This window comes from Acinetobacter sp. M5A5_2a (genome assembly GCF_053345265.1).
Map to the genome: position 1 here is coordinate 356,523 of NZ_JBKEZV010000001.1, position 26,026 is coordinate 382,548.

A 26,026-nucleotide genomic window follows, 5' to 3' on the forward strand; every position below is an offset into this window, starting at 1 on the left:
GCATGAATAAAATTACACGTAGAGAACTGATTAAACAGACTGGATTAGGTGTCGGCGCTTTTGCTGCAATCAGCCTTATCGGGTGCTCTAAACCAGACTCATCGTCTGAGAGTGCTACTGCTGGTATAGCCCAAAATGATACGCCGAAAAAAGGTGGCGTTATCAAAATTGGGGTAATCAATGGTAATCAAGCTGGCAATTTAGATGCACATAAACCTATTGGTATGTCCAGTGCGTTCAGAGGTTGGCCTTTGTATGCAAAATTATGGGAATGGGGCAGAGATATTCAGCCAAAACTCGCTCTTGCTGAATTTGCTGAACCGAATAATGACGGAACGAAATGGACGATTCGCTTAAAAAAAGGACTTGAATTTCACCACGGTAAAACCATTACTGCCGATGACGTTATTTTTTCTTTACGCCGTTTGACTGACCCCAAGCTCGCTTCTCCATTTGCAGCCTATCTTTATTCTTTGCAACGAGATGCAATTAAAAAATGCGATGAATACACCGTTGAAATTCCTTTTACTCAAGGGAAAGGATTGGTTGCTTTACCAGAAGCATGGATGAGCTGGGGTGGCATTGTTCCTACAGATTATGACCCAGTTAAAAATGTCGTGGGGGCTGGACCCTTTAAGCTTGAAAGTTTTACACCGGGTCAACGTTCACGCTTTGTTCGTTTTGAAAATTACTGGAAAGAAAACCAGCCTTACGCCGATGCAATAGAAATCATTGATTTTAAAGATCAGACAGGGCGTCTTGCTGCCTTGCAATCAGGTCAAATTGATATTGCGTCTGGTGTAAGTGCTGAGCATATTGCTTTAATTCAAGCCAATAAACGACTAAATCTGGTTTCATCTGAAACAGATGCTTGGCAATCATTTGATATGAATACGTCTAAAGCACCGTTCAATGACCCACGAGTGCGACAAGCTTTTCGATTGATTGCTAATAGAGACGATTTGGTGAAACGCGCTTTGGCTGGTCAAGGGCGAGTTGCAAATGACCTTTATTCATTTAGTGATCCTGTATATGACCATAGCATTGCTCAGCGCAAGCAAGATTTAAATAAAGCTAAAGCTTTACTCAAAGAAGCTGGTTTTAATAACAATTTAACTATCGATTTATATACAGGCCCAGATAGCAATGCGGCATTGGTTTTTGCTCAGCATGCTGCTCAGGCTGGAGTCATCGTTAATGTTAAACAGGTTGAGGCTGCTACCTTTGCTGATGCTGTAAAACAAGATTGGGCATTTAGTACCGGTTCGAACGTTTCGCGTCCTTTCTTATTAACAGTCTTGCAAATTGATGGGCCGGGTGCGGCAAATAATAAAACTCGTTTTAAGAATGAGCGCTTTACCGAATTAGTGCATGCGGCATTGCAACAACCCGATTTGGAAAAACGCAAAGTTCTTGTTCATGAAGCACAGCATATTCAGCATCAGCAAGGCGGTTTACTCATTTGGGGCTTTAATAATGTACTTGATGCACATTCGAGCCAAATTGGTGGTGTAATACCTGATCGCACTGGCTTTGCTGCGTGGCGTACAGATGAATTCTGGCGTAGAGGGTAACCGATATGACAATTCAATCCAGCAAAATAGAGGCATCAATCCAACATCCGACAATCGCCAAGTCATTTGAATTGCCTGCGTGGTTACCTTGGTTTTTGACACGTTTGGTATCAGGGGCATTGGTTGTTTTTGTTATTAGCCTCATTGTGTTTATTGCTACACAGGCACTTCCATCGGATCCGGCTCGCGTCATTTTAGGTCCAGAAGCACCTGAAGCCACGGTTCAAATACTTCGTGAACAATTAGGCTTGAATGATCCGATATTGGTTCAATACTGGCATTGGTTAAGTCAATTATTACAAGGTAATTTTGGACGCTCGATTGACTCCAATGTGCCTGTTTTACAAATTATTCAGAATTATTTTGGTAATACAGTTGCACTCACGAGCCTCGTTATTGTCCTTACTGTACCGCTTTCAGTCGTGCTGGGTGTGTGGCTATCGCTCCGCCGTGACAGCAAGTTAGATCGGATTATTGTCTCCAGTTCGATTCTGTTTAAAGCAGTGCCGGGGTTTGTGATTGCGATTTGGTTAATGATGTTTTTTTCAACATCGGTTTTACACATATTACCAGCAGCATCGTTATTGATTCCTAATGAGTCACCTTATAGCCAACTAGAATTTTTAATTTTACCAATTTTAACTTTAGCTTTATCACTCATTCCATATCTGATGCGTTTAGTGCGTGGTTCTATGATTGATGCGCTAGAGTCGGAATATGTGACCTCTGCACGACTGCGTGGTATTCCTGAGCGACGGATCATCTGGAAACATGTTTTACCAAATGCCTTAGTTCCGGTTGTGCAGGGAACAGCATTGACCATCCGAGTTTTGCTAAGTGGTGCTTTAATTATTGAGGTGGTTTTCAGTTATCCCGGTATTGGTAATGCGCTCAATGCAGCAATCGAAATGAGGGATATTCCGACCATTCAAGCGATTGTTTTATTGCTCACCATTTGTGTGGTGGTCGTTAATTTAATTGCAGATTTAATCACGACTTTACTTACACCCAAAATACGAACTGCAAAAAGACATAAAGCACGTTCGCCGGGACGACGTCAGGCGTTACGTTTATGGAAGTCTGGCCGGCCAATTACAGTAAAACCTGTCGACCGTCGCAATGCTTTAAAGAATATTCAGCAAGGAGGTGGCAAATGAGCTCACTTCACTGGTATCAAAGAAACTTTTTTCAAACATTAATTCGTGAAAGACAAGTACGTTTTGGATTTGTAGTCACTGCTTTGGTTTTGATTTTTGCACTGGTTGGCCCGTTATTTGTTCCATTTGAGCCTACTGCTTTGGTCGGCATGACTTATGGCTCACCTGAAGGACGTTCATTTTTAGGTTATGACTATATTGGACATGATGTTTGGTCTCGTGTACTTGCTGGCGGTGCTTCTATTATTTGGATGACACTGGCTGCTAGTTTAGTTGCATTAATTATTGGTTCTAGTTTAGGCATATTCGCTGCTTTTGCCCGAAACAAGATTGATCAGTTTGTAACTTGGCTGACTGATGTTTTTATGGCCTTTCCCGATCTCATTTTAGTCTTGCTTATTGTTTCGATGTTAGGTCGGCAACCTTGGCTAATTGTTTTAACGGTTTCAATTGCTTTTATTCCCGGAGTCGTACGTCTTGCACGAAGCGTTGCACTTAATTTAGTGGAACAGGAATATATCGAAGCTGCCCGAATTCTTGGTTATTCAAAAACCTATATTTTATTTCGTGAAATCTTACCCAATATGTTGACGCCGTTATTAATTCATCTGGGGGTGATGCTGACTTGGGCGGTGGGTATGTTATCGGGTTTGGCTTTTCTTGGTTATGGGGTGGCGCCTCCAGCAGCAGACTGGGGACTCATGATTAATGAGAACCGTGCGGGTTTATTAGTTCAACCATGGGCTGTGTTTGCTCCTGTCATTTTAATTGCTTTGTTTGCGCTCGGAACGAATGTATTGGCTGAGGGTGTTGGACGTGCAGCAGCTCGGATTGAGGAAAAATAAGCATGGCAGATACATTTAAAAATACAGTATTGACCGTAACAGGTTTAACAGTTGCATTAGTAAACACAGGCAATCACATCGTTTCTAATATTTCATTTAGCTTAAAAGAAGGTGAGGTTCTAGGGCTGGTCGGAGAAAGTGGTTCGGGTAAAACGACATTATCGAGCGCCTTATTGGGCTATGCACGGCATGGTGCCAAGATTATTCAGGGCATAATTGAGTTAGATGATCAAAATATTCTCAGTCTTGATGATCATGCTTTACGTCAGGTTCGTGGTCATAATATTAGTCATGTCGCTCAAGATCCTGGAACAGCACTCAACCCCGCATTAAGTATTGGCCAACATTTATTTGAATTATTAGAAGTCCATCAGGCACAGTTATCGAGCGCTGAAAGATACCAGAAGGTTACCAAAATTTTAGATGAAGTGGGTTTGCCACATGATGATGTTTTTCTAAAGCGTTATCCTCATCAGCTTTCTGGTGGTCAACAACAACGAATTTTATTGGCCTTGGCATTCTTGCTACAGCCACGTTTAATTGTTTTGGATGAGCCAACCACCGCATTAGATGTAACGACACAGACCTTGGTGCTAAATATCATTCGTAAATTATGTCGGGAATATAACGTTGCCGCTATTTATGTATCGCATGATTTAACGGTGGTGAAAGATATTGCAGATCGTGTGATTGTTCTGTATTCAGGGCAAATTGCTGAAGATGCAGTATTAACTCAATTATTTGAAACACCAAAACATCCTTATACACAAGGTTTACTCAACGCCATTCCTGATGTGGCTATTCGTAAATATTTATCTCCAATTGAAGGTCATGCTCCTTCACCAAATGAGCGTCCAGCAGGGTGTGCATTTGCTGCACGTTGTACTTTCGCTACCGAAATATGTCGCCAAAAACAACCCGAATTAACTCAATTAAAAGATGAGTTTGACCCGCATTTTGTTGCTTGTCACCATTCAGATGAAGTCTGTGTGATTAATTTTAAAGAAATTGATCATCCGGTACGTGAATTAGAAAGTGACACAGAAGCACTGTTAAAAGTTGAACATATTAATGCTTGGTATGGGCAGCAACAGGCACTTTTTGATATCTCGTTTCAATTAAAAAAAGGCGAATGTTTAGCATTGGTCGGCGAGTCGGGGTCGGGTAAAACCACGCTATCCCGTGTTATTGCTGGGTTGAATGAAAATGCAGATGGACAAATTACATTAGCAGATGAAGTCTTGTCATTGCGTGGACAACAGCGTCATTTGCAGCAGCGACATAAACTACAATATATCTTTCAGAACCCTTATAAAGCCTTAAATCCAGCGCATACGATTGGTCAGACATTAATTAAGGTCGTGCAGCATTTCTTTGGAACATCTCGACAAGAAGCCATAGAAAAAGTCACGCAGGTACTTAAACAAGTCTCTCTGCCTATACAAGTTCAAGAACTCTATCCTAGAGATTTATCGGGTGGGGAGCGACAACGTGTGGCTATCGCGCGAGCTTTACTGTGCCAACCTGATGTTTTGATTTGTGATGAGATTACCTCTGCTTTGGATGTTTCAGTTCAGGCATCTATTTTAAAACTGCTACAAGACCTTCAGCAGCAAGGTGTGACCTTACTATTTGTGACCCATAACCTAGGGGTTGTTCGTGCAATCGCCGATCGGGTCGCCGTATTAAAAAATGGACATATTGTTGAATACGGTGAAACAGACCAAGTGCTCAGTCATCCTCAACATATATATACCAAAACTTTGCTTACACATGCGCCAAGCTTGTTTAAAAACAACGTGCTTGAAGTTAGCGCATAAAAAAGAATAGATTTTCCGGAGTTAAAAATGAACGATATTAACCAACGCAGTTTTTTAGAATTAGGTAGCGTAAGACATATTCAAAGTGAGCAAGAAGCACTTGAGATTGCAAAAGAGGTGGCAAATCAACTGAATCAATTTGCTCGAGACCCGAGTTATAACAAAACGGTGCCTTATGATCAGGCTCGCTTAATTTCAGAAGCTGGTTTAACTGCGATTATTGTACCCAAGCAATTTGGGGGCTTAGGCGCCAGTATTTCAACATTGGTGAATGTGGTCAAAATTATTTCATCCGCCGATGGTGGTGTAGGTCAGTTATTGCAGATTCACTTCACCATGTTTCGAGGAATTTTAACGGGCTATGACGATGAAATCCGTGATCAATTACTTGCCGATGTATTAAGTGGAAAACGTTTGGGAAATGCACTTGCAGAAGTGGGAGGCAAAGATAAGTTTCAGCATAAAACACGCGTAGAACGAAATGCGGAAGGGCAATTAATTTTAAACGGTAGTAAGTTTTATTCTACGGGTTCTTTACTCGCAGAATGGATTTCTTTATTTGCTGGTAGTGATGATGGACCAGTCTCGATTTTAATTCATCGAGATACGCAGGGAGTAGAGTTGCTTGATGACTGGGATGCGATGGGACAAAATAATAGTGTCAGCGGTACGGTTAATTTTAAAGATGTGGTTGTTGATGAACGTTATGTTGCCAAGCGAAATACAGGTGGTTTAGGCACGGTTTTACGTACGGGTCTCACTTGGCCTCAAATTTTACACGCTGCAATGGACACAGGAATTGCCAAAGGTGCGTTACAAGGCGGGATTGATTATTTACAACATCATGCTCGACCTTGGGTGGAAAGTGGAGTCGATTCACCTACACATGAATCTCATATCATTAAACAAATTGGTGAGTTTGCTGTTTTGGTCCGTTCGGCTGAAGCATTGTTGGATCGTTCGGCACAGATTTTTGAACAGCATTTGGCAAATGTAGAAGATGAAGACTTACAAACTGAACTGATTTTATCGGTTGCTGCTACACGAAGTCAGTCTGATCATGCATCTTTAAAAATTTCGAGTGAAATTTTTGGATTACTCGGGTCAAGTTCAACCTTATCGAAATGGAACCTAGATCGTTTCTGGCGTAATGCACGAACCCACACCACGCATGATCCAATTCGTTGGAGGCTATATCATGTTGGAAATTATTATTTAAATAATATTCCACCAGGAGAATACAACTCAGTGCTTCTGAAGAAGCAGGCGGAAAATGTGACTAAATTTAATAAATAACCCGAGTTCGAAAGTAAATATGATACTCGGAAACGTCATCTGCAACCTGCATGGTTTAAACAAGAGACTGTTTCTACGAGAGGTTTTAATAAATCCAAGAAAAGAACAGGTTTTGCAGATGACAATGCCTTTGGTTACTTTGGGCGAAACCAAAGTAACTCCAGCTGAAAGCTAATCCTAAAATTGAATAAAACTCGATAAGACTCCGTTAAAATAATTGTTATTAAAGAGATTAACATTACCGATGCCAACTACTACGATAGTTTATGGTTACTTGAATTTGGATGTTAAAAATAAAAAAGGTTGTCATCAAGACAACCTTTTTGCTTTTGTACTGTTAAGCCACTTGAGCTTGAATAGAAATATCCTGTGCCAGCCATTCACGAACATTAATTTGTGCAGGAATAAAGTCCCAGCGATAGAGAAAGTCACTCAGGTCTTGTAAGGCAATAATAGAAGTCTCATTAAAGTTAGTGTTCAGTTTTAGATGAGCATTTTCCCCATAAGCTGCATGAACCCATTGCTCACTACTATTACATTCTTTTGCTAGATAACGATGGGTTTCATCGGCGTGTGCATGTGCCCATTGTTCTGCTTGTAAAACAGCATCGACAATCGATTGTGCTTGCTCTGGATAGTGCGTTAGAAAATCTTCATCGACAGTGAGCGTTCTTGGTGTGCCATTATTGGAGCGTAGAATAGGGTCTGGATGTGAACCAATATCAATAATAGTATGAAGTGCAAAATCATGAGCGATTTGCGCAGCGTGAGCACCTTTTAGAAAAATGGCATCGACATCGCCTTTAATTAATGCCACGATCTCTGCACTTGCATTGATTTTATTGCGATTGCCATAAAAACTAGAATCATTTTCTTCTGGCTGTTGTTGCTGTGCTGTTAAAATATCTGCTCGTAAACAATCAACTAATTCAAGATCGCTCACTTCCAGATTTACTGTTTTTAAGGCATTTTCTAACCCACGAATAGCCTGTGCACGTGAGAAATCAATAATTGCATCTTGATTCAATGGAATTCCAAAACGTTTGCCTTTTAAGTCGGCAACAGTTTTGATGTTTGAATCATAGCGTGTTAACAACAATTGAACTTCATCAGCCCAAGATAAGCCAATCACTTTAGTTTTTTGACCAGATGCATATGCCCAGATTGCAGGAATACTGCCGCCATGTCGAACTGAGTTGGCAAGGGTATGGTTGAAATGAGAGTTGCGAATATCTTTGGAATTTGATTCTCGAATTGATTTGATTTCAATCTGTTGTTCACTGAACCTTTCTTTGAGCCAACCTTTTTGAATTGAAATGCCTAGGCCTGTTGGTACAGGGCAGCGAGTATACCAAAGTGTGTTTAATGGTTGAGTTTGAAGTGTTGTCATCGTGACATCCTTTTGTGGTTTTTATGCTTTAAAGCAAAATTGATGCCACTCAATAATTTATTGATATTTAATGATTATTTTTGATATCGTTTTTTATGATGTTGATATATCAAATTTTGTTGCGATTACAGCAAATCAATTGCGCTAGTGTTTTAAAATCAACACCCCCATAAATAGTGAACTATAAAATTAATATAAAACAATAATTTAAAATCTTTTTAGAGATCATTAATTTGGCATGAATCTCGCAATAAAACGGAATCTTAAATTTTTACTATCTTTTATGTTTAAAAATTATCCATTATTACGAAGTTTGGCTTTATACCGTTTTATGCCATTTCGCTTCTTATTGACGGCGACCTTATTTGTGATTGCAAATATAGGGTTAGCACTCCAACAATATTCAATCGGACATGCGATTGATACTTTAAAACACAGTGAGCGAGAAACCTTATTTCAACATGCTATTTCTGATCCTTTAAATCCTTGGTTTTGGTTCATTCTACTTGCGAGTATTGCTGGTATTAGGGCTGTTATTCAGTATTTGGCAGGGCTAAGTGCTTTAAGCATTGGTCAGCAATTACTAAGTATTTTGAGAGAAAGAATCTTTAGCCAAGTGCAGCATTTAGATGTTTCATGGCACTGGAAACATGGGTTAGGAGAGGTGCTATCTCGAACAACACGTGATTCAGATAAATTAAAAGAAGCTCTTATTAATTTTTGGCGACAAGTGTTTGAATCAAGTCTTGTTGTGTCGGTAACCATTGGACTCTTGTGTTGGTATCATCCTTGGCTTGGAGTAGTCCCTTTATTATTTATTTTTCTAGGGCTGTGGGTCCTCTTTAAACTGACCAATCAATTGGTGGCGCTAGATCACCAAGTCGCATCTGCCTACGAAAAAGTCAGCGATACCTTAGCAGAAAGCGTGAATGGAGTTCGGGTAGTCAAAGCGTTCCAACTCGAAGAGAAACTTTTACAGCGCTTTAATCATGCCGTAGATCTATTTATTCATCACTCTATTCAAACCATAAGCACAAGTGCAAAACGCTTGCCCATTCCTCAAGTGATTATTGCGTGTTCTTATTTATGGGTGATTGGCTTTGGTGCTTATTTAATTGGCCAAAATGAGTTACAGGTGGGGCAATTTGTAGCTGCGATACTCATGGCAAATTTATTGGTGTTTCGTATTGAAAGCATTGGTCAGGTCTTACAAATTTTTGCTGATGCTCGCTCTTCGGCAACAAGAATATGGCAAATGCTTGATGAAAAGTCTGTAATTGAAGATCAACCACACCCTTTGCCGTTGCAATGGAGTGATGGGTTAAATATTAGATTAGAAAATGTAAGCTTTCAGGATAAAACTACACAAAAGTTTATTTTAAAGCAGTGTCATGTTGAATTTCGTGCAGGTGAAATCGTCACTGTTGTAGGTAAAACTGGCTCAGGTAAAACTACTTTGATGAATTTACTCAATCGGTTTATTGACCCAACAGAAGGGCAAGTCCTGATTGGTTCTGAGCAACAGGGATGGATCAATATCAAAGATTTAAGCCTATTTGAATTACGCCATTTGGTTCAGATTATTCCCCAAGAAAATTTCTTTTTCAGTGGAACATTGGCAGATAACCTAAGAATTGCTAAGCAAGATGCAACTGAGCAAGAGATGCGAGATGCTTTACATTTAGCGTCTGCATCCGAATTATTACAACGGCTTGATGATGGATTAAACACTTTGATTGGAGATAAAGGCGTTACTTTATCTGGAGGACAAAAACAGCGGATTGCATTGGCTCGTTCTATCTTAAAAAACTCGCCAATTTTAGCCCTAGATGACTCAACCAGTGCTTTGGATTCGACCACAGAAAAACAGGTTTTACAGCGTCTATCAGCGCTTTCTGATATGGGAAATCATTTTAAGAAAACCATTATTATCAACTCAAATAAACAAACCACGATTGCTTTATCTGACCGAATTATTGTTATAGATCAAGGGCAAATTATTGCTCAGGGAACACATAATGAATTAGTACAAAGTTGTTCATTCTATCGAGAGTTGATGGGTTTTGAGTTGCCACAACAGGAGCTTGAAGCATGAATACAAGTGTTAAAAATTTCCGTCCGTTCGCCAAATCAGCCGATCTACAAATTGAAGAAAATTTGGCAAAGACCTCAATTCATAGAGGAATGTTAACAAAACTTATTCCTTTAATTTATCCCATTCGTTACTTGCTGCTTGCTTTGATTGCAGTAGAAATTTTGCAAGTATTAAGTATCTTTGTTCGACCGTGGGCCGTTAAATACATTTTAGATTCAGGCTTTCAGCAAATTGCTGGGAAAATGGTGCTGCATCAGCCCGTTTTATTGATTGCGATTAGCATTTTAACGTTGAGTTGGATTTGCCGTTTTACTTTAGCGGGGGTATCAAAATATCTTTCAGGCCGAGCAGCTTTAAAAGTTATTAATGGTTTAAGACGTACTTTGTTCCAGCATATTCAAAGTTTAAACATTGGCTATTTTGACCGTACCAAAGCTGGCAGAATTATTTCAAGGGCAGATCGTGACGTTGATACTTTAGAGCCTGTTTTAATACAAGGACCACCAGAATTACTTTCAGCGATTTTGCGTTGTGGTCTGGCTTCAGTTCTTCTTTGGCATATTTATCCACCATTTTTCTGGTGCTTATTTGCGACGCTACCCATTTTATTTGGGATGACAGCCTTTTTTAAAAAATCATCGCAAAAACACTGGGGAAGAGTTGCCGAAGAACGTAGTCGATTTACTGCCCATTTGGTTGAAACTGTAAATGGCGCAAAAATCATTCAGCAGTTAAATTACACCGAAACAAATCAATCCCGTTATCAGGATTTATTAAAAGATTTTAATAGCTCTATTATTTATGGCAGTAAACGGACCAGTTGGTTTGCACCCTTTACAGGACTACTTTCGACTGTAGCCACTGCCGGATTTATTGTGATTGGTAGTTATGCCTATAGTGGTGGAATGATTAGTATTGGTCAGTTCGCCGAAAGTATTTTCTATGTGTTTTTATTCTTAGCTCCGTTACAGGAACTTACCGATTTATTTGAACGCTATGCAAATGGTGCCGCATGTGCACAACGTATATTTTTACTTTTAGATACGCAATCTAGCATTCAAGAACAACCGAATGCTGTGAAGCTTGAACAGTTGAATGGTCATATTCGATTTCAGGGGGTAAATTTTGCTTATACCCATAAGCCCGTTTTACAAAATTTTAATTTAGAGATTGAAGCTGGAAAAATAATAGCGATTGTAGGGCCAACAGGACATGGGAAAAGTACGATTGTTCAGTTGTTAACGAGGTTTTATGAACCTCAGCAGGGCGGAATTTTTCTAGATCGTTACCCCATCCAAAATATTCATCTTGCCAGTTTGAGGCAGCATGTGAGTATTGTTTTACAAGATAATATTTTATTTAGTGGAACAATTTTAGATAACTTGCGTCTAGTTCAACCTAATGTTTCAGATCAGGTGCTTATCGCGGCAATTGAAGACTTGGGGGCAGATGAAATTTTGCAACAACTTCCACAAGGGTATTTCACTGAGGTAGGAACCCTCGGTAAAAACCTAAGTCATGGGCAAAGACAGCTGGTTTGTTTGGTTCGTGCATATTTAGCAAATCCTAAAATATTAATCTTAGATGAAGCTACTTCTGCAATCGATATCTATACCGAGCAAAAAATACAATATGCACTCAGACGCTTATGCCAGAATCGAACATGTATTGTTATTGCACATCGGCTAAGTACGATTCGTGAGGCCGATAAAATTGTGGTGATCGAAAACGGTCATGTTGTAGAGCAAGGTTCACATGAACAGTTAATACAGCAAGAAACAGCATATTTTCAGTTATATCAGTCGTATCTTCAAAATCAACTGGTCTAAACATCTTCGAAATTTAAAACTGTAGTTTTATAAACATTTTTTTGAATCATTGTTTAAATTTAAACAATGATTCTTTTATTTTAATTAATTAACCAATTGATAATAAATAATTAAATTATTGGCATTGGCTTTGCTATATCAGTCTAGATCGTTAAGGAAGCTCATATGCGTACATATTTTTCTCAATTTATTATTCAGTCCTCACTTTTTGCACTGAGTGCACTTACTGCTTCAATTGCTTTGGCAAACGACCAAAAGAATTTGTCAGAGAAAGAGGATGTCATCACATTACAATCTGTCGTTGTCACCGGCTCTAGACGAGCCATTAGTAGTTCTCTCGATGCACCTGCACCCGTTGATATTTTAACTGCTAAAAATTTACAAGAGACTGGTGCAACTGATCTTGCAGCAGCATTAACACGGTTGTCTCCTTCGGTGACGTTACCGAGTTCTCCTGCGGGTGGATTTGGCGCATCGGTTCCACCAAGTATTGCGCTAAGAGGATTATCTGCGGATCAAACTCTAATTTTAATTAATGGAAAACGTCGTCATACATCAGCATATTTCACCCGCCAAGCCTATGCAGGTGGAAGAGGCGCAGCGGTAACTGACCTAAGTTTAATTCCAGTGAGCGCGATTGAGCGTATAGAAATCTTGCGGGATGGTGCTGCCGCACAATATGGGTCAGATGCTATTGCCGGCGTCGTTAATATTATTTTGAAATCACGAGATCATGGAGGTGGGGTAAGCTATCAAACGGGTGGCTACACTCAAGGAGATGGTGAACAACATAAAGTTAATCTTTGGAAAGGTTTTGCATTACCTAACGATGGTGCTTTGACTATTGCATTAGATTTAGGCAAGCGTGAAGCTGCAAGTAACACGGCGCCAGATACACGAACTTTTTATGATGGTTCAACCAAGGCTCAATATACAGAACAAAATACACCCTATAGAACATGGAAATTTGGTTCACCCGAACAAAAAGATCAAATCAATGTAACGGCGAATTTAGATTTACCTTTGACGAATGACGTTGCACTTTATGGTTTTAGTAGTTATGGACATCGTAAAACAATAGGGGAAAACTTTTATGAGCCCCCAACAACCAAAACAGTACTGAATCAATCCAGCTATTTTAAAGAACGTTATCCAGATGGACGCTCGCCATTGAGCTTAGTCACTGTAGATGATTTTGCAACGACAGTTGGAGTTAAAAAAGGAGAGCAGAAGTCAGGTAAATATGATCTTTATGCGACCTATGGGCAAAATAAAGTGAGTACCGAACAAGGTAACGGTATTAACCCAAGCTACGGCTCAAATTCTCCTTCAAACTATGACTTGGGCGAAAATATTTTTTCGCAATTAAATACAGGGCTAGATTATAGCCGTGATATTGCAATTGACTGGTTAGCAAGCCCACTCACGTTATCTACAGGGGTTTTATATCGTTGGGAGCAATATAAGCAAAATGCTGGTGATCCAATTGCCTATACCCGAGGCCCATATTTCAATCCAAGCACAACTTTAGGAGTTGGAGTTCCGGGGATATATGCTGGAATTACAGACCAAGATGAACGAAAAATTAGTCGTGATGTTTATGGTGTCTATCTAGATTTAGAAGCAGATATTATTAAAAACTTGAATGTGGGTGCCGCTGTTCGAAGTGAAAAATATTCAGACTTTGGTTCGACCACAAACGGAAAATTATTCGCCAAATATGATGTATCACCTAAATTTACGGTACGTGGCTCAGTAAATACAGGCTATAGAGCGCCGTCATTGGCACAGCAGGGGTATTCGGCTTATAGCGTACAAACAGTGCAGACCCCTTCAGGTTGGCAAGATGTTCAACAAAGAACTTTAGTTGCAGGAAGTGAGGCAGCTTTACTGATTGGTGGAACTTCTCTTAAACCTGAGAAATCGACGAATTATTCTTTAGGTTTTGTTTGGAAACCTATTGCCAATACATCGGCAACTTTAGACCTTTATCAAATTGATATTAAAAATCGTATTTTGCTTTCAGACAATATTACTGGAAGCGTAATTACCAATGCTTTTGCTAATACAGCGTATTCAAACATTGCCAATGTGGCGTTCTTTAATAATTTACTAGATACACGTACCCAAGGCGTAGAGCTCGCGCTTAAACATGATTTAAACCTTGAACAATATGGCAAGTTAAATCTGAATCTAGGTCTGGCATATAACAAAAATCAAATTACAGAAACAAGAGATTCTATTACCGCAAAAGGTGATCGAATTCCTGTTTCAAGCATTGCAGGACGAAATACACAAAGCCTTATTGAGTCTGCTGCACCAAAGACAAAGCTAACGCTTGGCGCACTTTGGTCAAATCAAGCGTGGAGCGTGAATACAGCAATCCGCCGTTACGATAAATGGACCACTTTAAATAATACCAATACTGCACTAGATCAAACCTTTGATCCTCAGTGGATTGCAGATTTGGATATTGGCTACAAAGCGGATGCATTCGTGAAAGGCCTGAAATTCAATTTAGGGGCGATCAATTTATTTAATAGCCATCCTGATCAAGCGAAAGATTCTTCGGTCGGCAACATCGTCAAATATAGTTTTAATGCGCCTGAAGGAGCATTTGGAACATATTTATATGGCCGCGTAAGTTACGAATTTTAAATCAAAAATGATGAAACAAATTTTAAGGTAAATGACAATGCAACATACTTTTTTATCAACGTTATGCAAGTTTTCTTTAATCACAACGGTTTTAACTTCGAGTTGTTTGGCAAACGCTCAACAAGCTCCAGCGCCTGAAGATAAATATGGAGATGGCCGAGTTTCTGAGTTTTACACATGGAAATCAGCTATTCCAAATCAAGCTGGAAAATTATTAAAAACAGAGGCTATTCATAATCCCTATATTCGTTTGGCAAATGACAGTCAGGCTATTCGGATTCTCTACAGTTCTACCAGTGGTAAAGATAGCAAAACACCTATTGTGGTTTCAGGAAGTATTCACTTACCAAAAGGAACGCCTCCTAAAGAGGGTTGGCCAGTGGTGTTATGGGCACATGGTACGGTCGGTTTAGCCGACGCTTGTGCGCCGTCTTGGAGTGGGCGATCATACCGAGACGTACAATATTTAAACCGTTGGCTTAAAGAAGGATTTGCCGTCGTTGCCACAGATTACGAAGGTTTAGGTGTTGCAGGACCGCATTTGTTAATTAATAACCCAATGCTGGCTTATAGTATTTTAGATAGTGGTAGAGCTGCTCTAAAAGCAAAATTACCACTTGCAAATAATTTTGTGATTGTTGGTCAATCTCAAGGAGGCGCTGGGGCTGTTGCGGCTTCTTCCTATTCGGCAACCTACGCACCTGACTTAAATATTAAAGGTTCAATTGGTACAGGCGTGATTTATCAAGATCCTGAAGCGACGCCTGAAAAAAATCAGTTGAAGTTAAATCCTTACGAAGTCAGCCCATCACTGGCTTATGGCATCTATAGTTTTTTAGTGACACAAAGTTTATATCCAGAAATTAAAACAGAAGATATTTTCACTTCTGAAGCAGCTCCTTTAGTGGAACAAGCAAGAAATGCCTGCTTAACAAGTTTTATGGGAGATATTCAAACCGCAGGGCTTTCGCCAGCACAAGCATATAAACCTAATCCGCCTGCAAGCTATAAAAAGCTGCAAGAGAAACAGTCGAATGATTACGGTTATTATCCTACATTAAAAATCAGTCACCCATTGTTTATTGGAACAGGGGCAAATGACCGAACACCAGATGCCCGTTCTCAAATGAAACTGGTGGCTGATGCTTGTAAAGCTGGTACAGTTGTCGAAGGCCATTTGTATCATGGCTTAGGCCATAGCGAAACTGTTAATGCCTCATTAAAAGATTCAATTCCGTTTGCTAAAAAAGTGATTGCAGGAGAGAAAATTCAGGCTGTTTGTAAACCTGACTTGCAATAAAAGATGGACTAAAGATTTTCTCACTAGGGAAAATCTTTATTTTAAAAAGCCGCTCTTCAAAGATATTGAATGAGCGGCTTTTTGATTTAAATGTTTAAGCAATTTGTTTTAATCTTTTGGCTGCCTCTTCACGTACAGCTGGGATTATATAACGACCATAATCGACCGTATCATAGATCGGATCGTAGCCTCGATTTAAAAAAGTCGTCACCCCTAAATCTACATAATCGAGTAATGAGGAAATAATAGTGTCTGGCGTACCAACTAGGGCAGTCGTATCGCCATAAGCTCCTACAGCAGTTGCAGTTGGCATCCATAATGCTCGGTCATGTCGATCACCTTGCTGGGCTGCTGCCAATAAGCGCTGTGAACCAATGCCTTTGATTTTATGTCCTGATAATGTGCCGTTATTTTGAAAAGTCGGATTATTTTGAATGTCTGCAAGAATCTGTTCTGCTCGTTGCCAAGCAAGTTCTTCAGTTGCACCAATAATAAGACGTACAGATAAGCTAACAGGAGGCTGGGGTTTATTGGCTTTTTCTGCTGCGAGCTTCAATTTAGTAATTTGCTCTTTTACTCCAGCCAGTGGTTCACCCCATAGTGAATAGAGATCTGCATGGCGAACTGCAATATCATAAGCGATGTCTGATGAGCCACCGAATGAAATCGGGATTGTACCGTTGACTGGCTTTAACGGGCAAAAAGCATTATCTAACTTAAAGTATTTACCTTCATAGCTAATCGGTTGATCGCTTTTCCAAAGTTTCTGGATGATATCTAGATATTCACCCGTCCGCTCATAGCGCTGAACTTTATCAACAATATAATCGCCCTCTTGAGGCTCAGCTGTAATTCCCGTAATCGCATGTAAACGGATTCTTCCACCACCTGTAGTATGGTCAAGCGTAGCAAAAGAACGTGCAGCTAGATTTGGAGTGACGAGTGCAGGACGATGAGCAATCATAAATCCAAGACGTTGTGTATGTTGGGCGAGGTATGCCGCAATTTGTGCACTGTCTGGACTGCTTGGTCCACTAGCAATTAAGACTTTATCAAAACCAGCATATTCATGTGCCCGTGCGTGGTAACGTAAATATTCGAGGTCAATTTTATGACCAATTCGTGTTCCTTTGGTTTCAGACCATTGGTTATGAAAAACCATACCAACAAATTCGATGCTCATTATTAAACCTATTTTGTGGATTTTAAATGAATGAGCAAGATAAATGCCAAGCTTTATGCCTATATAAATCAAATGTTGTAGTGATTTATAATTATTTTAATGTTTGGATTTAATCAAAAAGACAACATTGTGTTTAAGAAGCAACATATCACAAAAAAAGAATTGTGTTGATTTTTAATTTATAAGAGAAAATATTCTTAAAATAAAATAGGTGAATTTTGGATTAAATATCTTTATTTATTATTTATTAAAAAACACCCTGAAATGTAATATAGCCTTTTAGAATGCTTATATCATAAGTTTTATGGGGCAATTATGAAGACCTTTTTAGATAATGATTATAAAGTAATTACTTTGCCTGATAATGGTGTTCCTGTAAAACCAATAAGAGCAAAAGCAATTATCTTTTCAGATCAAAACTCCCGTAAATTATTAAATCAAGTGGAAACAATTGCTCCAAGCTCTGCCAGCGTCATCATTCAAGGTGAATCTGGAACAGGTAAAGAGTTAATTGCGCGTGAAATTCATTTGAAAAGTGATCGTAAAAATAAGCCTTTTCTTGCAGTCAATTGTGGTGCTTTAGTCGAGACACTTGCTGAGTCTGAACTGTTTGGTTATGAAGCTGGGGCTTTTACGGGTGCAAATAAAACACGAGCTGGTATTTTTGAAACGGCGGATGGTGGCACTTTATTTTTAGATGAGGTAGGTGAGTTACCACTATCCTTACAAGTTAAGCTGTTAAGGGTATTGCAAGAAAAAGAAGTGGTACGTGTGGGGGGGCGAAAACCGATCCCAATTAATGTCCGTATTTTGTCGGGGACGCACGTCGATTTACGTAAAGCTGTAGCAGAAAACAAGTTCCGTCTAGATTTATATTATCGCTTGAATGTAGTTGTGCTTAATATTTTGCCATTGCGTGAACGTAAAGGAGATATTTTACCTCTGGTTGATTTCTTCTTAAGTTCATACTCTCAGAAGCTCATTACCACTAAACCAAATATTAGTGATAGAGCAAGAAATGCGCTGCTGAACTATAGCTGGCCAGGCAACATTCGTGAGCTAGAAAACAATATCCATTATGCTTTGCTCGTAAGTGGCGGTAAAACAATTGATCTTGAGCACTTAAGATTTTCTGAGGAAACGGGTTCCGCCGTGTTACCCGATAATGATCTTATTCAAGAGTTTGAGAATATCTTAAAGCGTTTATTTCAGGAGTATGATGGAGAAGCGTGGCATATTATTGAGGATAAAATTGTAAATACTGCATTTTCAAGTTGCTGGAATAATCAGGTCAAGACCGCAAAAATGTTAGGTCTATCTCGTAATGTTTTGCGTAATCTTCTATCAAGATATAACTTACTACCTAATAAGAATGAAAATGAAATCGCTTAATGATTTTACATAGGAAAAACATCCATTTTTTAATGGATGTTTTTTTGCGTTGTGAATTTTGTGACCCATAAACCCAATTCAAAAAGCAGCCACATTGGGACTGCAAGAGCAAGCATGCTAAAAACATCAGGAGGGGTAATAAACATAGCAATAAAAAAGAAGAATACAATGATGTGTTTGCGATGTGCTTCTAGCTGTTGAATAGAAATAAGGCCAATAAAAATAAGAATATAAGTTAAAACTGGAATTTGAAATGCTAGACCAAAAGCCAGAAACAGCTTTAAACAAAAATCCAGATAGCTATTGATATCCGTCATAGGTAACACATTATCGGGCGATGCCAATACGAAGAACTTTAAAGCAAGTGGCAAAATTAAAGTATAGGCAAACACAATTCCTAAATAAAATAAAAGGTTACTCGAAAGCACGAGTGCTATACCGAACCTTTTTTCTTTTTGATAAAGTGCGGGAGCAACAAATTGCCAAAATTGATAAAGAATAAAGGGAATACTTAATAAAATCGCAAAATAAATATTGAGTTTAAATGGTGCTAAAAATGTACTCATGACATCTGTTGCAATCATGGTGGAGTTGCTAGGAAGCAATGAAATTAAAGGGTGAGCAAGAAAATGGTAGTTCTTCTGAGCAAGCGGCAATAACAGTAAAAAAATCGCTAAAACTGCACCAATGCTATAGATCAGCCGTTTTCTTAATTCTTTTAAATGTTCGCTATATTTCATTTCAGTGAGACTTTCACTGACAATCTGTTCCGTCATGCGGCTTGGTCCTCACTGAATTTATTGGCTGTTTTAAAATGAGCTAAAAATGGTGTTTTTAACTCATCATGTGATCCTAAGTAGACATAATCATTGATGCGCCGTGCTTTGGTTTTTTGTTCAATAGAAACAGATGTTTGTACATTTTCAATTTCTTGTTGCATGAGTTGGAGTTGTTGTTTGAGCTGCTCTTCATTTTGTTTTATTTTTTGCAGCTCTTCTTGCATGACTCTTTTAAGCTCGATTAGGTCAAGTTCGTTTTCAATATCATTTTGAATTTTACTAATTTGGTTTTTAACTGCTCTATATTTTAGGAGGACTGATCTTAACGTGTGAGGAAGTTTTTCAGGCCCTAAAATAATAAGCGCAATAATTGCAAAAGCTAATAACTCTCCAAAACTGATATTAAACATAATAATAAATCACTCATATTTTATTTTGTTTTTCATTATGTGATTCGAGTGGACTGATATCTTTGTACTGCTGGTTTTGCAATAATTTTTGATCCTCAGAATTAACCGAGTCTTTAAAATCTTTAATTGCACCACCTAAGTCCTTACCTAGATTTTTTAACTTTGAAGTTCCAAATAATAAAATAACAATCACTGCGAACAGTAAAATATGCCAAATAGATAAACCCATTTTCTCTATCCTATATTAATTAAATGTAAATAATATTAATATCACGATATTATATTTTTTCTAAATCATATTAATATCGATCAATATTCAAATTAATTATGCTGTGTGATCTAGCATATTAAGTGCCTGATTGCGAAAACCAAATAGAAGTTCACTTTCTTTATGTCGAGGATGTGTCAATGGAACTTGAATAATTTCTTTAATTTTTCCTGGTCGGGCCGACATTACAATCACACGGTCTCCGAGATAGACAGCTTCTTCAATATCATGGGTGACTAAAATCATGGTGATTTTTTCGTGTTGCCAGATACGCTGAAGTTCAGCTTGTAAGTGACTCCGTGTGATGGCATCTAAAGCACCAAAAGGCTCATCCAAAAGTAAAATATCGGGTTTATTGACGAGTCCACGGGCAATTGCAACACGTTGTGCCATGCCACCCGAAAGCTCATGTGGATACGCCTTTTCAAAACCCTTCAGCCCGACAATTTCTATATGTTCATTTACCCGTAAATTTCTCTCTTCACGGGTGAGTGGAGTCTCTTCAAGTGCTAAATGGATATTTTCAAAAACAGTAAGCCATGGAAGTAATCGGTGTTCTTGAAAGATAAGGCCTCGTTTTAAATCTGTACCTTTTATCTGAGTTTGATTCAGTAAAATTTCACCGTCATAGTCTTGATCTAATCCAGCAATGAGGCGTAGTAGTGTTGATTTTCCACAGCCACTACTACCAACAATCGAGATAAATTCGCCTTGGTCAATGTTGAGATTAATACCATCTAAAACGGTCAAAGTATTTTGATCACGCTGAAAAGATTTATTGAGTTTTTTAATTGAAAGTAGAGAGAAAGACATATTAATTCCCGATGTTATTTTTTAAATTAAAGATTAGGCACGCCATTGCAGTAGGTGCTTTGAAATAAGATGAATACTTGCAGTCATGAAAGCTCCACACAGGGTCACCGTGATCGCGCAAACCAACAGAATATCCATTTCAGCATTAATCTCAGCTTTCATCATTAAGTTGCCGAGTCCGGCACCGGCATTGAATAGCAACTCACTTGCTGTCGTGGTGATCCAAGTAAATGGCACGGCTAAATTTAAACCAGTTAAAATATGGGGTAGGGCTTGCGGGATACGTATTTTTTTAAATTTGCGCCAGAATGAAAATTGATAAATACGTGCGATTTCCTCGTATTTTGCATCATTGTGGCTGAGGCCCTGAAACGTATTGATCACTAATGGAAAAAATGAAGCAAGCGCGATGATAAAGATTTTTGCTTCTTCTCCATTGCCAAACCATAAGGCAATTAAGGGTGTTAAACCCAGTAACGGAACTTGTCGAATACTGTTAAATAGTGGAGAAACTAAAGCATTTAAAACTTTTGAATAGGCAAGCAAAGTACCTAAAATTAAGCCGCTTATCGAACCTAAGATGAATCCTATTCCAGCTTTTTTAAGGCTTCCCCACGTGTTTAGCCACAATTCACCTGTTTCCAGCAATTTAATAAATGCGAAATAAATGTTTTGCAAGGGAACAAATGCATAGGCATGACTGGCACCTAAGCTTGAGTTGTATTGCCATAAGCCTAATAACAATAATGGTAGTACCAAGCCTTGTACTAAAATGATTGGCCGTTGCCATGTCTGTTTTAAAGTAAATGAACGCTGAGACATTATTTATTTCTCCCTCGAACTGAGCGCAGGTGAGGTAAAGCGTTGTTCGACTAAACGTAAAACTTTATCCAAACCAAAGCCCACTAGGCCTGTGATAAACACACCGACCATCACAACATCTAAGCGCAACATTTGACGTCCTAGTTCCATCATTTGCCCAATACCCGTTCCAGCTGCCAATAGTTCAACGGCAACTAAAATCAACCATGCACGACCAAGCGCAATTCGTAGCCCACCAATTAACGGCGGGAGTATGGATGGAAGAATAATAAGCCTGAGCCAAGCACGTGTTTTAAGCTGGTAGATTTGTCCTAGTTCAATATATTTTTTGGGAATATTTTTGACTGCATCGGCCGTTGCTAACGCTATTGGAAAAAAGCAGGCTTTAATAATCAGTAAAATTTTAAATAACTCCCCAATCCCAAAAATTAAAATAAAAATAGGGATGAGGACAAAGATCGGAATTTGATAAAAAACGTTAAATAAAATATAGGTGTAATTGCGAAATAGAGTATTTGCCCCATAAGCAATACCAAAAGCAATTGCACTGATTGCTGCGATAGAAAATCCCAAAAACAGACGAGAAAGACTATCTTTGAGATGCATTTGAAGCTCACCACTTTGTAACAACGCAATGAAAGTATTCCAGACAGTTTTAGGCGGCACCAAAATTTGGGTTGGGAAAATCTGTAAAGAACTGATCAACTGCCAAATGAGTAATACTAATAAGGGTGAAATCACAGAGAGCAGCCCATACACCTTTTTAGAAGAAAATTTCTTACCGAGTGGGGTTTTAAATAAAACGTTATTTTGCTCAATAAGTGGCTTTACTAGTATTTTCATTGTCTAGTTTCCCTGCTTATTTGAAGCATGATTCGCCTGTAAATTTTGAATCGCTTGACGTGTGAATTGCGGATTCAACAGCTCATCTGCTTTAATTGGTTTTTGAATAAGCTGATTTTTCACAGCGTGATCAATAACTTTTGAATAATGCTGTTTCAGGAAGTCGACTTGATAGTTAGGTGACCAGTCTTGTTGCCACGTGCTTGCCGTGTTCTGGCTTTCACGTTGAATCACACTAAGAGGTTGGCCAAACTTAGTTTGACTTTGCTGAAACTCATCTTGATGGTGGGCAATCCAGTCCATTGCGCGTACTGTCGCATCAGCAAGTAATTGTGTGGTATCTGGATGTTGCTCAATATAACTTTTGCTACCCCAGAGTTCGGCACGCATTTTCCAGTCTGCTGGCAAAGATTGTGATGACCAAATAATTTTACCCAGATGGCGATCTTGTAAAGTAAGCGCATCGCTTAAGGTAAAAAAGGCATCTACGCTTTTGGCAGATAAAGCGGCAGCCCCAGCTTGCGGGTTTAAATTCACAATTTGAAAGTCTTTTAAGCTTAATCCTTTACTTTGTATGAGTTGTCCAAAGTTAATTTCCCACGGACGACCACGATGTAATGCAATTTTTTTACCTTTTAATTCTTCAATAGATTTAATAGGTGAATTTTCTGGAACAATAAGGTAGACGTTATTACCGATACCTCCAGGTACAACAATTTGCGTTTTAACACCTGTTGCATTGAGCACTACAGCAGGTAGGTTTCCATAAAAAGCAAAATCGATTTTATTATTTATAAAACTTTCATTGACCAGAGTCGCGACGGCAGCAGTCGTCACTGGTTCCCACTTTAATTCAATATTATTTTGCTTTAATGCTCTTAGAAAAATTTGATCTTGTGAAATCAGTTGTGGCACACCAATAAAGTCCAAACTACCCGAAGTGCCATTGGCAACGACTGCAATTCGGAGTTGTTGCTGTTCAGACTGTTTTGGCGTGGACTCTTCGGTTTTTTGTGCGCCACAAGCAACAAGACCCAAAAAACTGAAACCTAAAAGTAGACGTGGAAAAATACGCATATCATCATAAGAATTAAAAAATATATGGGTATAGAGCAAGAACCAAGCCAATAAAATTATTATAAATAAATCAATAAATTATAATTTTTTAAAATTATTATTGAGGTTAAATACCGCAGTTATGTTGTGATTGGAACACTCTTTAGTGGCTAAGTGTTGAAATATCAACACAGCATTTAAACTTGATTTTGTAATAGCTATATAAAACAGTACCATAGCTGAAAATTAATTTAAAAAAATATCGGCATGATTCCTGCTCATAAGACTTTTAACGAATTAAATATCGTCAAATCTTTAAATTATCGAGATTCATTATGTCAGTTGAGTTTTTATGGAGAATCCCTGTTCATGGGGATGGTCGTCGAGCACATCAATTACACACACGCGGTGAATGGAACCAATTAACGCCATCAGTTCAATCTCCACAACGTGTTGCTCCGCAACATGAAGATCAATTGTTTGCTTACTATGACTATGTCCAGCAAGTGGCGAAAGCAGCCGATATTGTTGGTTTTCATGGCGCACTCATTCCTGCTTTTCCACATACTGAAGAACCATGGGTGTTAGCGTCTGCACTGGCAAGAGAGACAAAAAGGCTTCGCTTGCTCATCGCAATTCAGCCTTGGTTTATTCATCCAGCCTATGCAAGCCAAATGGCTGCAAGTTTGCAGCGCTTAAGTCAGGGGCGAGTTGAGTGGAATGTGATTTCAGGGGGAGGCGGTGCACAACAACGCGCATATGGAGACTTTATTGAACATGATCAACGCTATGCACGAACCAACGAATTTTTAGAATTTGTGAAAGGTTATTCGCACCATGCGCCTTTCAATTACGATGGAAAGTTTTTCCATGTTGAACAGGGCGGTCTGAAATACCCAATGAATCAATATGATGTTCCGCGTTTGTGGTTAGCAGGTGCGAGTGATGCTGCTTTACAAGTGGCAGGACGTCATGCCGATATTCATTTAACTTGGGGTGAACCTGTAGATCAACAGAAGAAAGTGATCGAACGGGCTCAAAATTTCTTTGAGCAGAATTCGCCGGAACGAAAAGTTAAATTTGGCATGCGTATTGATATTTTGGCACGACCTACTCAAGAACAAGCATTCCAAGAGCTTAAACAAATGTATGAAACCATTGCCGTTGATGGTAATGCTTTTGAACGAAAAGATACTGAATCGGTAGGAGCCAAGCGTCAGCAAGCATTGGCACAGGGCACTCGTTTTGAAGATCTATTTGTGAGTCCGAATGTTTGGGCGGGAATGTCAAATGTAAGAGGTGGGCCAAACTGTATTTTAGTCGGGAGTTATGAGCAGGTCGCAGAGCGTTTGCAAGAATATATTGATATTGGGGTGGGGCATTTTATTTTAGCCAGTAACCCGCATTTAGAAGAAGCATATCGAGTGGCTGAAGAAGTGTTACCCTTAGTAGGATATAAATTAAAATAATAAACTTAGACCTCTTTGAGAAATCAAAGGGGTCTTGTTGTTTGAACAGCATAACAGTGTTTGAAAACCAACATCTTTTACATGGTTTATTTAAATAATTTTTATTAAATATATTAAAAATAATAACTTAAGTATTTGGCATGGCTTGTGCAACTTACTGCTTAATCTTTTATTTTTAGTTTAAGTTGCTATGCGTGAACAAATCTTTAATCCCCATAAGCGGGCTTTGCTCTTTGAGCAATATGCAACAGTTGCAGCCACAGCTGAAATTGCAGATCCGTTTGCACGGCATGATCAAGAAACTATTCAACCTGCTCCTGTGAAGTTGAATAAAGTCTTAATTGCAATTATTGCGGTTGCTTCAGCACATCTAGGAATTTGGTATGTTGCGAAACAATTGCCGACACCAGCTTTAGATATTTATAAACCCGAACCTGTGGTGATTGAAATTGTAAAACCGGTTGAACCACCTAAAGTGACTGAACCCAAAATTCCACCGATTACTGAAAAGCCAAAAGTTCCACCTGTGGTGGAAAAACCCAAGCCAATTCCTAAACAAGTTGAACAGCCAAAACCTGTCCAAAAAAATGTGGAGCAACCTAAGCCTGTTGCAAAAACAGTAGCTGAGCCAACCCCACAAAAAGTTGCAACACCTGTGGTCGCAAAAGAAGTAGTCGCAGAACCGGTTAAAAAAGTTGCTGAGCCTGTAAAAGCTTCAGATGACAACTTGCCAGTGACTGAAGCCAAAGGTTATGCCGGATATCTCAGTAACCCTGCACCTGAATACCCTGAACAAGCTTTAGAACGTGGTTGGGAAGGCTCAGTCATTTTGCGGGTCAAAGTATTAGCAAATGGCAGCCCTGATACGGTTAGTGTTAAGCAAAGTAGCGGCAAAAAACTTCTAGACAGTGCTGCCGTAAGAACAGTAAAGCAATGGAAATTTTCACCTGCACTAAAAGGGAAAACACCTGTAGAAGGCTGGGTCGATGTTCCAATTCATTATCAATTACCGAAATAAAATTTAAAT

21 protein-coding genes are annotated in these 26,026 nt (G+C 39.0%); 12 read left to right on the top strand and 9 right to left on the bottom strand.

The features are described from left to right. The first annotated feature begins 2 nt into the window (after nt 1-2). From ACLBWE_RS01690 to ACLBWE_RS01710, 5 genes are read left to right on the top strand one after another with little or no spacing between them, the layout of a single operon-like run. A complete protein-coding gene (locus tag ACLBWE_RS01690) occupies nt 3-1,574 on the top strand; it encodes an ABC transporter substrate-binding protein (RefSeq protein WP_447600758.1) in 1,572 nt (523 codons plus the stop codon). 5 nt (nt 1,575-1,579) lie between these two features. Further along, nucleotides 1,580-2,731, top strand: coding sequence for an ABC transporter permease (locus ACLBWE_RS01695; protein ID WP_447600760.1), 1,152 nt, complete (start codon nt 1,580-1,582; stop codon nt 2,729-2,731). Continuing rightward, nucleotides 2,728-3,576 carry an ABC transporter permease gene (locus ACLBWE_RS01700; RefSeq protein ID WP_056480070.1) on the top strand — a complete coding sequence of 283 codons (849 nt, stop codon included), beginning with the start codon at nt 2,728-2,730 and terminating at the stop codon, nt 3,574-3,576. Before ACLBWE_RS01695 ends, ACLBWE_RS01700 begins: the two co-directional genes overlap by 4 nt. A 2-nt stretch (nt 3,577-3,578) precedes the next feature. Then, entirely contained in the window at nt 3,579-5,396 is a 1,818-nt protein-coding gene (locus tag ACLBWE_RS01705; protein WP_447600763.1) for an ABC transporter ATP-binding protein, read from the top strand. A gap of 27 nt (nt 5,397-5,423) precedes the next feature. Continuing rightward, nucleotides 5,424-6,692 (top strand): acyl-CoA dehydrogenase family protein, encoded by a 1,269-nt coding sequence (locus tag ACLBWE_RS01710; RefSeq protein WP_447600765.1) that lies wholly within the window; start codon nt 5,424-5,426, stop codon nt 6,690-6,692. Nucleotides 6,693-7,029: 337 nt separating this feature from the next. Here ACLBWE_RS01710 and ACLBWE_RS01715 read toward each other — a convergent pair whose 3' ends face one another. Then, nucleotides 7,030-8,082, bottom strand: coding sequence for an ABC transporter substrate-binding protein (locus tag ACLBWE_RS01715; RefSeq protein WP_447600767.1), 1,053 nt, complete (start codon nt 8,080-8,082; stop codon nt 7,030-7,032). 283 nt (nt 8,083-8,365) lie between these two features. Here ACLBWE_RS01715 and ACLBWE_RS01720 point away from each other — a divergent pair, with 283 nt between their 5' ends. The 4 genes from ACLBWE_RS01720 to ACLBWE_RS01735 all read left to right on the top strand — a co-directional run bounded on the left by ACLBWE_RS01720 (nt 8,366) and on the right by ACLBWE_RS01735 (nt 15,964). Next, nucleotides 8,366-10,177: an ABC transporter ATP-binding protein gene (locus ACLBWE_RS01720; RefSeq protein ID WP_447600769.1), complete on the top strand. Its 1,812-nt coding sequence runs from the start codon at nt 8,366-8,368 to the stop codon at nt 10,175-10,177. Continuing rightward, nucleotides 10,174-12,006 (top strand): ABC transporter ATP-binding protein, encoded by a 1,833-nt coding sequence (locus ACLBWE_RS01725; RefSeq protein ID WP_447600772.1) that lies wholly within the window; start codon nt 10,174-10,176, stop codon nt 12,004-12,006. Before ACLBWE_RS01720 ends, ACLBWE_RS01725 begins: the two co-directional genes overlap by 4 nt. 165 nt (nt 12,007-12,171) lie before the next feature. Further along, complete coding sequence (locus ACLBWE_RS01730; RefSeq protein ID WP_447600774.1) at nt 12,172-14,664, top strand: TonB-dependent receptor plug domain-containing protein; 2,493 nt, start codon at nt 12,172-12,174, stop codon at nt 14,662-14,664. Between the two features lie 37 nt (nt 14,665-14,701). Beyond that, nucleotides 14,702-15,964: a lipase family protein gene (locus tag ACLBWE_RS01735; protein ID WP_447600776.1), complete on the top strand. Its 1,263-nt coding sequence runs from the start codon at nt 14,702-14,704 to the stop codon at nt 15,962-15,964. Nucleotides 15,965-16,058: 94 nt separating this feature from the next. Here the strand turns inward: ACLBWE_RS01735 and ACLBWE_RS01740 are convergent, their stop codons facing one another. After that, nucleotides 16,059-17,147 (bottom strand): LLM class flavin-dependent oxidoreductase, encoded by a 1,089-nt coding sequence (locus ACLBWE_RS01740; protein WP_447600778.1) that lies wholly within the window; start codon nt 17,145-17,147, stop codon nt 16,059-16,061. Between the two features lie 315 nt (nt 17,148-17,462). On the opposite strand from ACLBWE_RS01740, the gene ACLBWE_RS01745 reads away from it, so the two are divergent. Continuing rightward, nucleotides 17,463-18,539: a sigma-54 interaction domain-containing protein gene (locus tag ACLBWE_RS01745; RefSeq protein ID WP_017390729.1), complete on the top strand. Its 1,077-nt coding sequence runs from the start codon at nt 17,463-17,465 to the stop codon at nt 18,537-18,539. A gap of 29 nt (nt 18,540-18,568) precedes the next feature. Here the strand turns inward: ACLBWE_RS01745 and tatC are convergent, their stop codons facing one another. The 7 genes from tatC to ACLBWE_RS01780 form a co-directional block, all read right to left on the bottom strand. After that, nucleotides 18,569-19,315, bottom strand: coding sequence for a twin-arginine translocase subunit TatC (gene tatC / locus ACLBWE_RS01750; protein WP_447600781.1), 747 nt, complete (start codon nt 19,313-19,315; stop codon nt 18,569-18,571). Next, on the bottom strand, nt 19,312-19,728 hold the full coding sequence (tatB, locus tag ACLBWE_RS01755; protein WP_447600783.1) for a Sec-independent protein translocase protein TatB: 417 nt from the start codon (nt 19,726-19,728) through the stop codon (nt 19,312-19,314). Before tatB ends, tatC begins: the two co-directional genes overlap by 4 nt. Nucleotides 19,729-19,741: 13 nt before the next feature. After that, nucleotides 19,742-19,957 carry a Sec-independent protein translocase subunit TatA gene (locus ACLBWE_RS01760; RefSeq protein WP_447600785.1) on the bottom strand — a complete coding sequence of 72 codons (216 nt, stop codon included), beginning with the start codon at nt 19,955-19,957 and terminating at the stop codon, nt 19,742-19,744. 96 nt (nt 19,958-20,053) lie between these two features. Beyond that, on the bottom strand, nt 20,054-20,809 hold the full coding sequence (locus ACLBWE_RS01765) for an ABC transporter ATP-binding protein (RefSeq protein ID WP_447600787.1): 756 nt from the start codon (nt 20,807-20,809) through the stop codon (nt 20,054-20,056). A 33-nt stretch (nt 20,810-20,842) separates the two neighbouring features. After that, complete coding sequence (locus ACLBWE_RS01770; RefSeq protein ID WP_447600789.1) at nt 20,843-21,631, bottom strand: ABC transporter permease; 789 nt, start codon at nt 21,629-21,631, stop codon at nt 20,843-20,845. A gap of 3 nt (nt 21,632-21,634) precedes the next feature. After that, complete coding sequence (locus ACLBWE_RS01775; protein ID WP_447600791.1) at nt 21,635-22,474, bottom strand: ABC transporter permease; 840 nt, start codon at nt 22,472-22,474, stop codon at nt 21,635-21,637. A gap of 3 nt (nt 22,475-22,477) precedes the next feature. Further along, entirely contained in the window at nt 22,478-23,551 is a 1,074-nt protein-coding gene (locus ACLBWE_RS01780; protein ID WP_447600793.1) for an ABC transporter substrate-binding protein, read from the bottom strand. A gap of 314 nt (nt 23,552-23,865) precedes the next feature. Between ACLBWE_RS01780 and ACLBWE_RS01785 the strand changes: the two genes are divergently transcribed. Both ACLBWE_RS01785 and ACLBWE_RS01790 read left to right on the top strand, forming a co-directional pair. Further along, entirely contained in the window at nt 23,866-24,999 is a 1,134-nt protein-coding gene (locus ACLBWE_RS01785; RefSeq protein WP_447600795.1) for an LLM class flavin-dependent oxidoreductase, read from the top strand. Between the two features lie 190 nt (nt 25,000-25,189). Continuing rightward, nucleotides 25,190-26,017 (top strand): TonB family protein, encoded by an 828-nt coding sequence (locus tag ACLBWE_RS01790; protein ID WP_447600797.1) that lies wholly within the window; start codon nt 25,190-25,192, stop codon nt 26,015-26,017. Nucleotides 26,018-26,026: the final 9 nt, after the last annotated feature.

Excerpts from the sequence above, each read along its gene's own strand:
- ACLBWE_RS01690 (WP_447600758.1), top strand. The coding sequence starts at position 3 with ATGAATAAAATTACACGTAGAGAACTGATTAAACAGACTGGATTAGGT.
- ACLBWE_RS01695 (WP_447600760.1), top strand. The coding sequence starts at position 1,580 with ATGACAATTCAATCCAGCAAAATAGAGGCATCAATCCAACATCCGACA.
- ACLBWE_RS01700 (WP_056480070.1), top strand. The coding sequence starts at position 2,728 with ATGAGCTCACTTCACTGGTATCAAAGAAACTTTTTTCAAACATTAATT.
- ACLBWE_RS01705 (WP_447600763.1), top strand. The coding sequence starts at position 3,579 with ATGGCAGATACATTTAAAAATACAGTATTGACCGTAACAGGTTTAACA.
- ACLBWE_RS01710 (WP_447600765.1), top strand. The coding sequence starts at position 5,424 with ATGAACGATATTAACCAACGCAGTTTTTTAGAATTAGGTAGCGTAAGA.
- ACLBWE_RS01715 (WP_447600767.1), bottom strand. The coding sequence starts at position 8,082 with ATGACAACACTTCAAACTCAACCATTAAACACACTTTGGTATACTCGC.
- ACLBWE_RS01720 (WP_447600769.1), top strand. The coding sequence starts at position 8,366 with ATGTTTAAAAATTATCCATTATTACGAAGTTTGGCTTTATACCGTTTT.
- ACLBWE_RS01725 (WP_447600772.1), top strand. The coding sequence starts at position 10,174 with ATGAATACAAGTGTTAAAAATTTCCGTCCGTTCGCCAAATCAGCCGAT.
- ACLBWE_RS01730 (WP_447600774.1), top strand. The coding sequence starts at position 12,172 with ATGCGTACATATTTTTCTCAATTTATTATTCAGTCCTCACTTTTTGCA.
- ACLBWE_RS01735 (WP_447600776.1), top strand. The coding sequence starts at position 14,702 with ATGCAACATACTTTTTTATCAACGTTATGCAAGTTTTCTTTAATCACA.
- ACLBWE_RS01740 (WP_447600778.1), bottom strand. The coding sequence starts at position 17,147 with ATGAGCATCGAATTTGTTGGTATGGTTTTTCATAACCAATGGTCTGAA.
- ACLBWE_RS01745 (WP_017390729.1), top strand. The coding sequence starts at position 17,463 with ATGAAGACCTTTTTAGATAATGATTATAAAGTAATTACTTTGCCTGAT.
- tatC (WP_447600781.1), bottom strand. The coding sequence starts at position 19,315 with ATGACGGAACAGATTGTCAGTGAAAGTCTCACTGAAATGAAATATAGC.
- tatB (WP_447600783.1), bottom strand. The coding sequence starts at position 19,728 with ATGTTTAATATCAGTTTTGGAGAGTTATTAGCTTTTGCAATTATTGCG.
- ACLBWE_RS01760 (WP_447600785.1), bottom strand. The coding sequence starts at position 19,957 with ATGGGTTTATCTATTTGGCATATTTTACTGTTCGCAGTGATTGTTATT.
- ACLBWE_RS01765 (WP_447600787.1), bottom strand. The coding sequence starts at position 20,809 with ATGTCTTTCTCTCTACTTTCAATTAAAAAACTCAATAAATCTTTTCAG.
- ACLBWE_RS01770 (WP_447600789.1), bottom strand. The coding sequence starts at position 21,631 with ATGTCTCAGCGTTCATTTACTTTAAAACAGACATGGCAACGGCCAATC.
- ACLBWE_RS01775 (WP_447600791.1), bottom strand. The coding sequence starts at position 22,474 with ATGAAAATACTAGTAAAGCCACTTATTGAGCAAAATAACGTTTTATTT.
- ACLBWE_RS01780 (WP_447600793.1), bottom strand. The coding sequence starts at position 23,551 with ATGCGTATTTTTCCACGTCTACTTTTAGGTTTCAGTTTTTTGGGTCTT.
- ACLBWE_RS01785 (WP_447600795.1), top strand. The coding sequence starts at position 23,866 with ATGTCAGTTGAGTTTTTATGGAGAATCCCTGTTCATGGGGATGGTCGT.
- ACLBWE_RS01790 (WP_447600797.1), top strand. The coding sequence starts at position 25,190 with ATGCGTGAACAAATCTTTAATCCCCATAAGCGGGCTTTGCTCTTTGAG.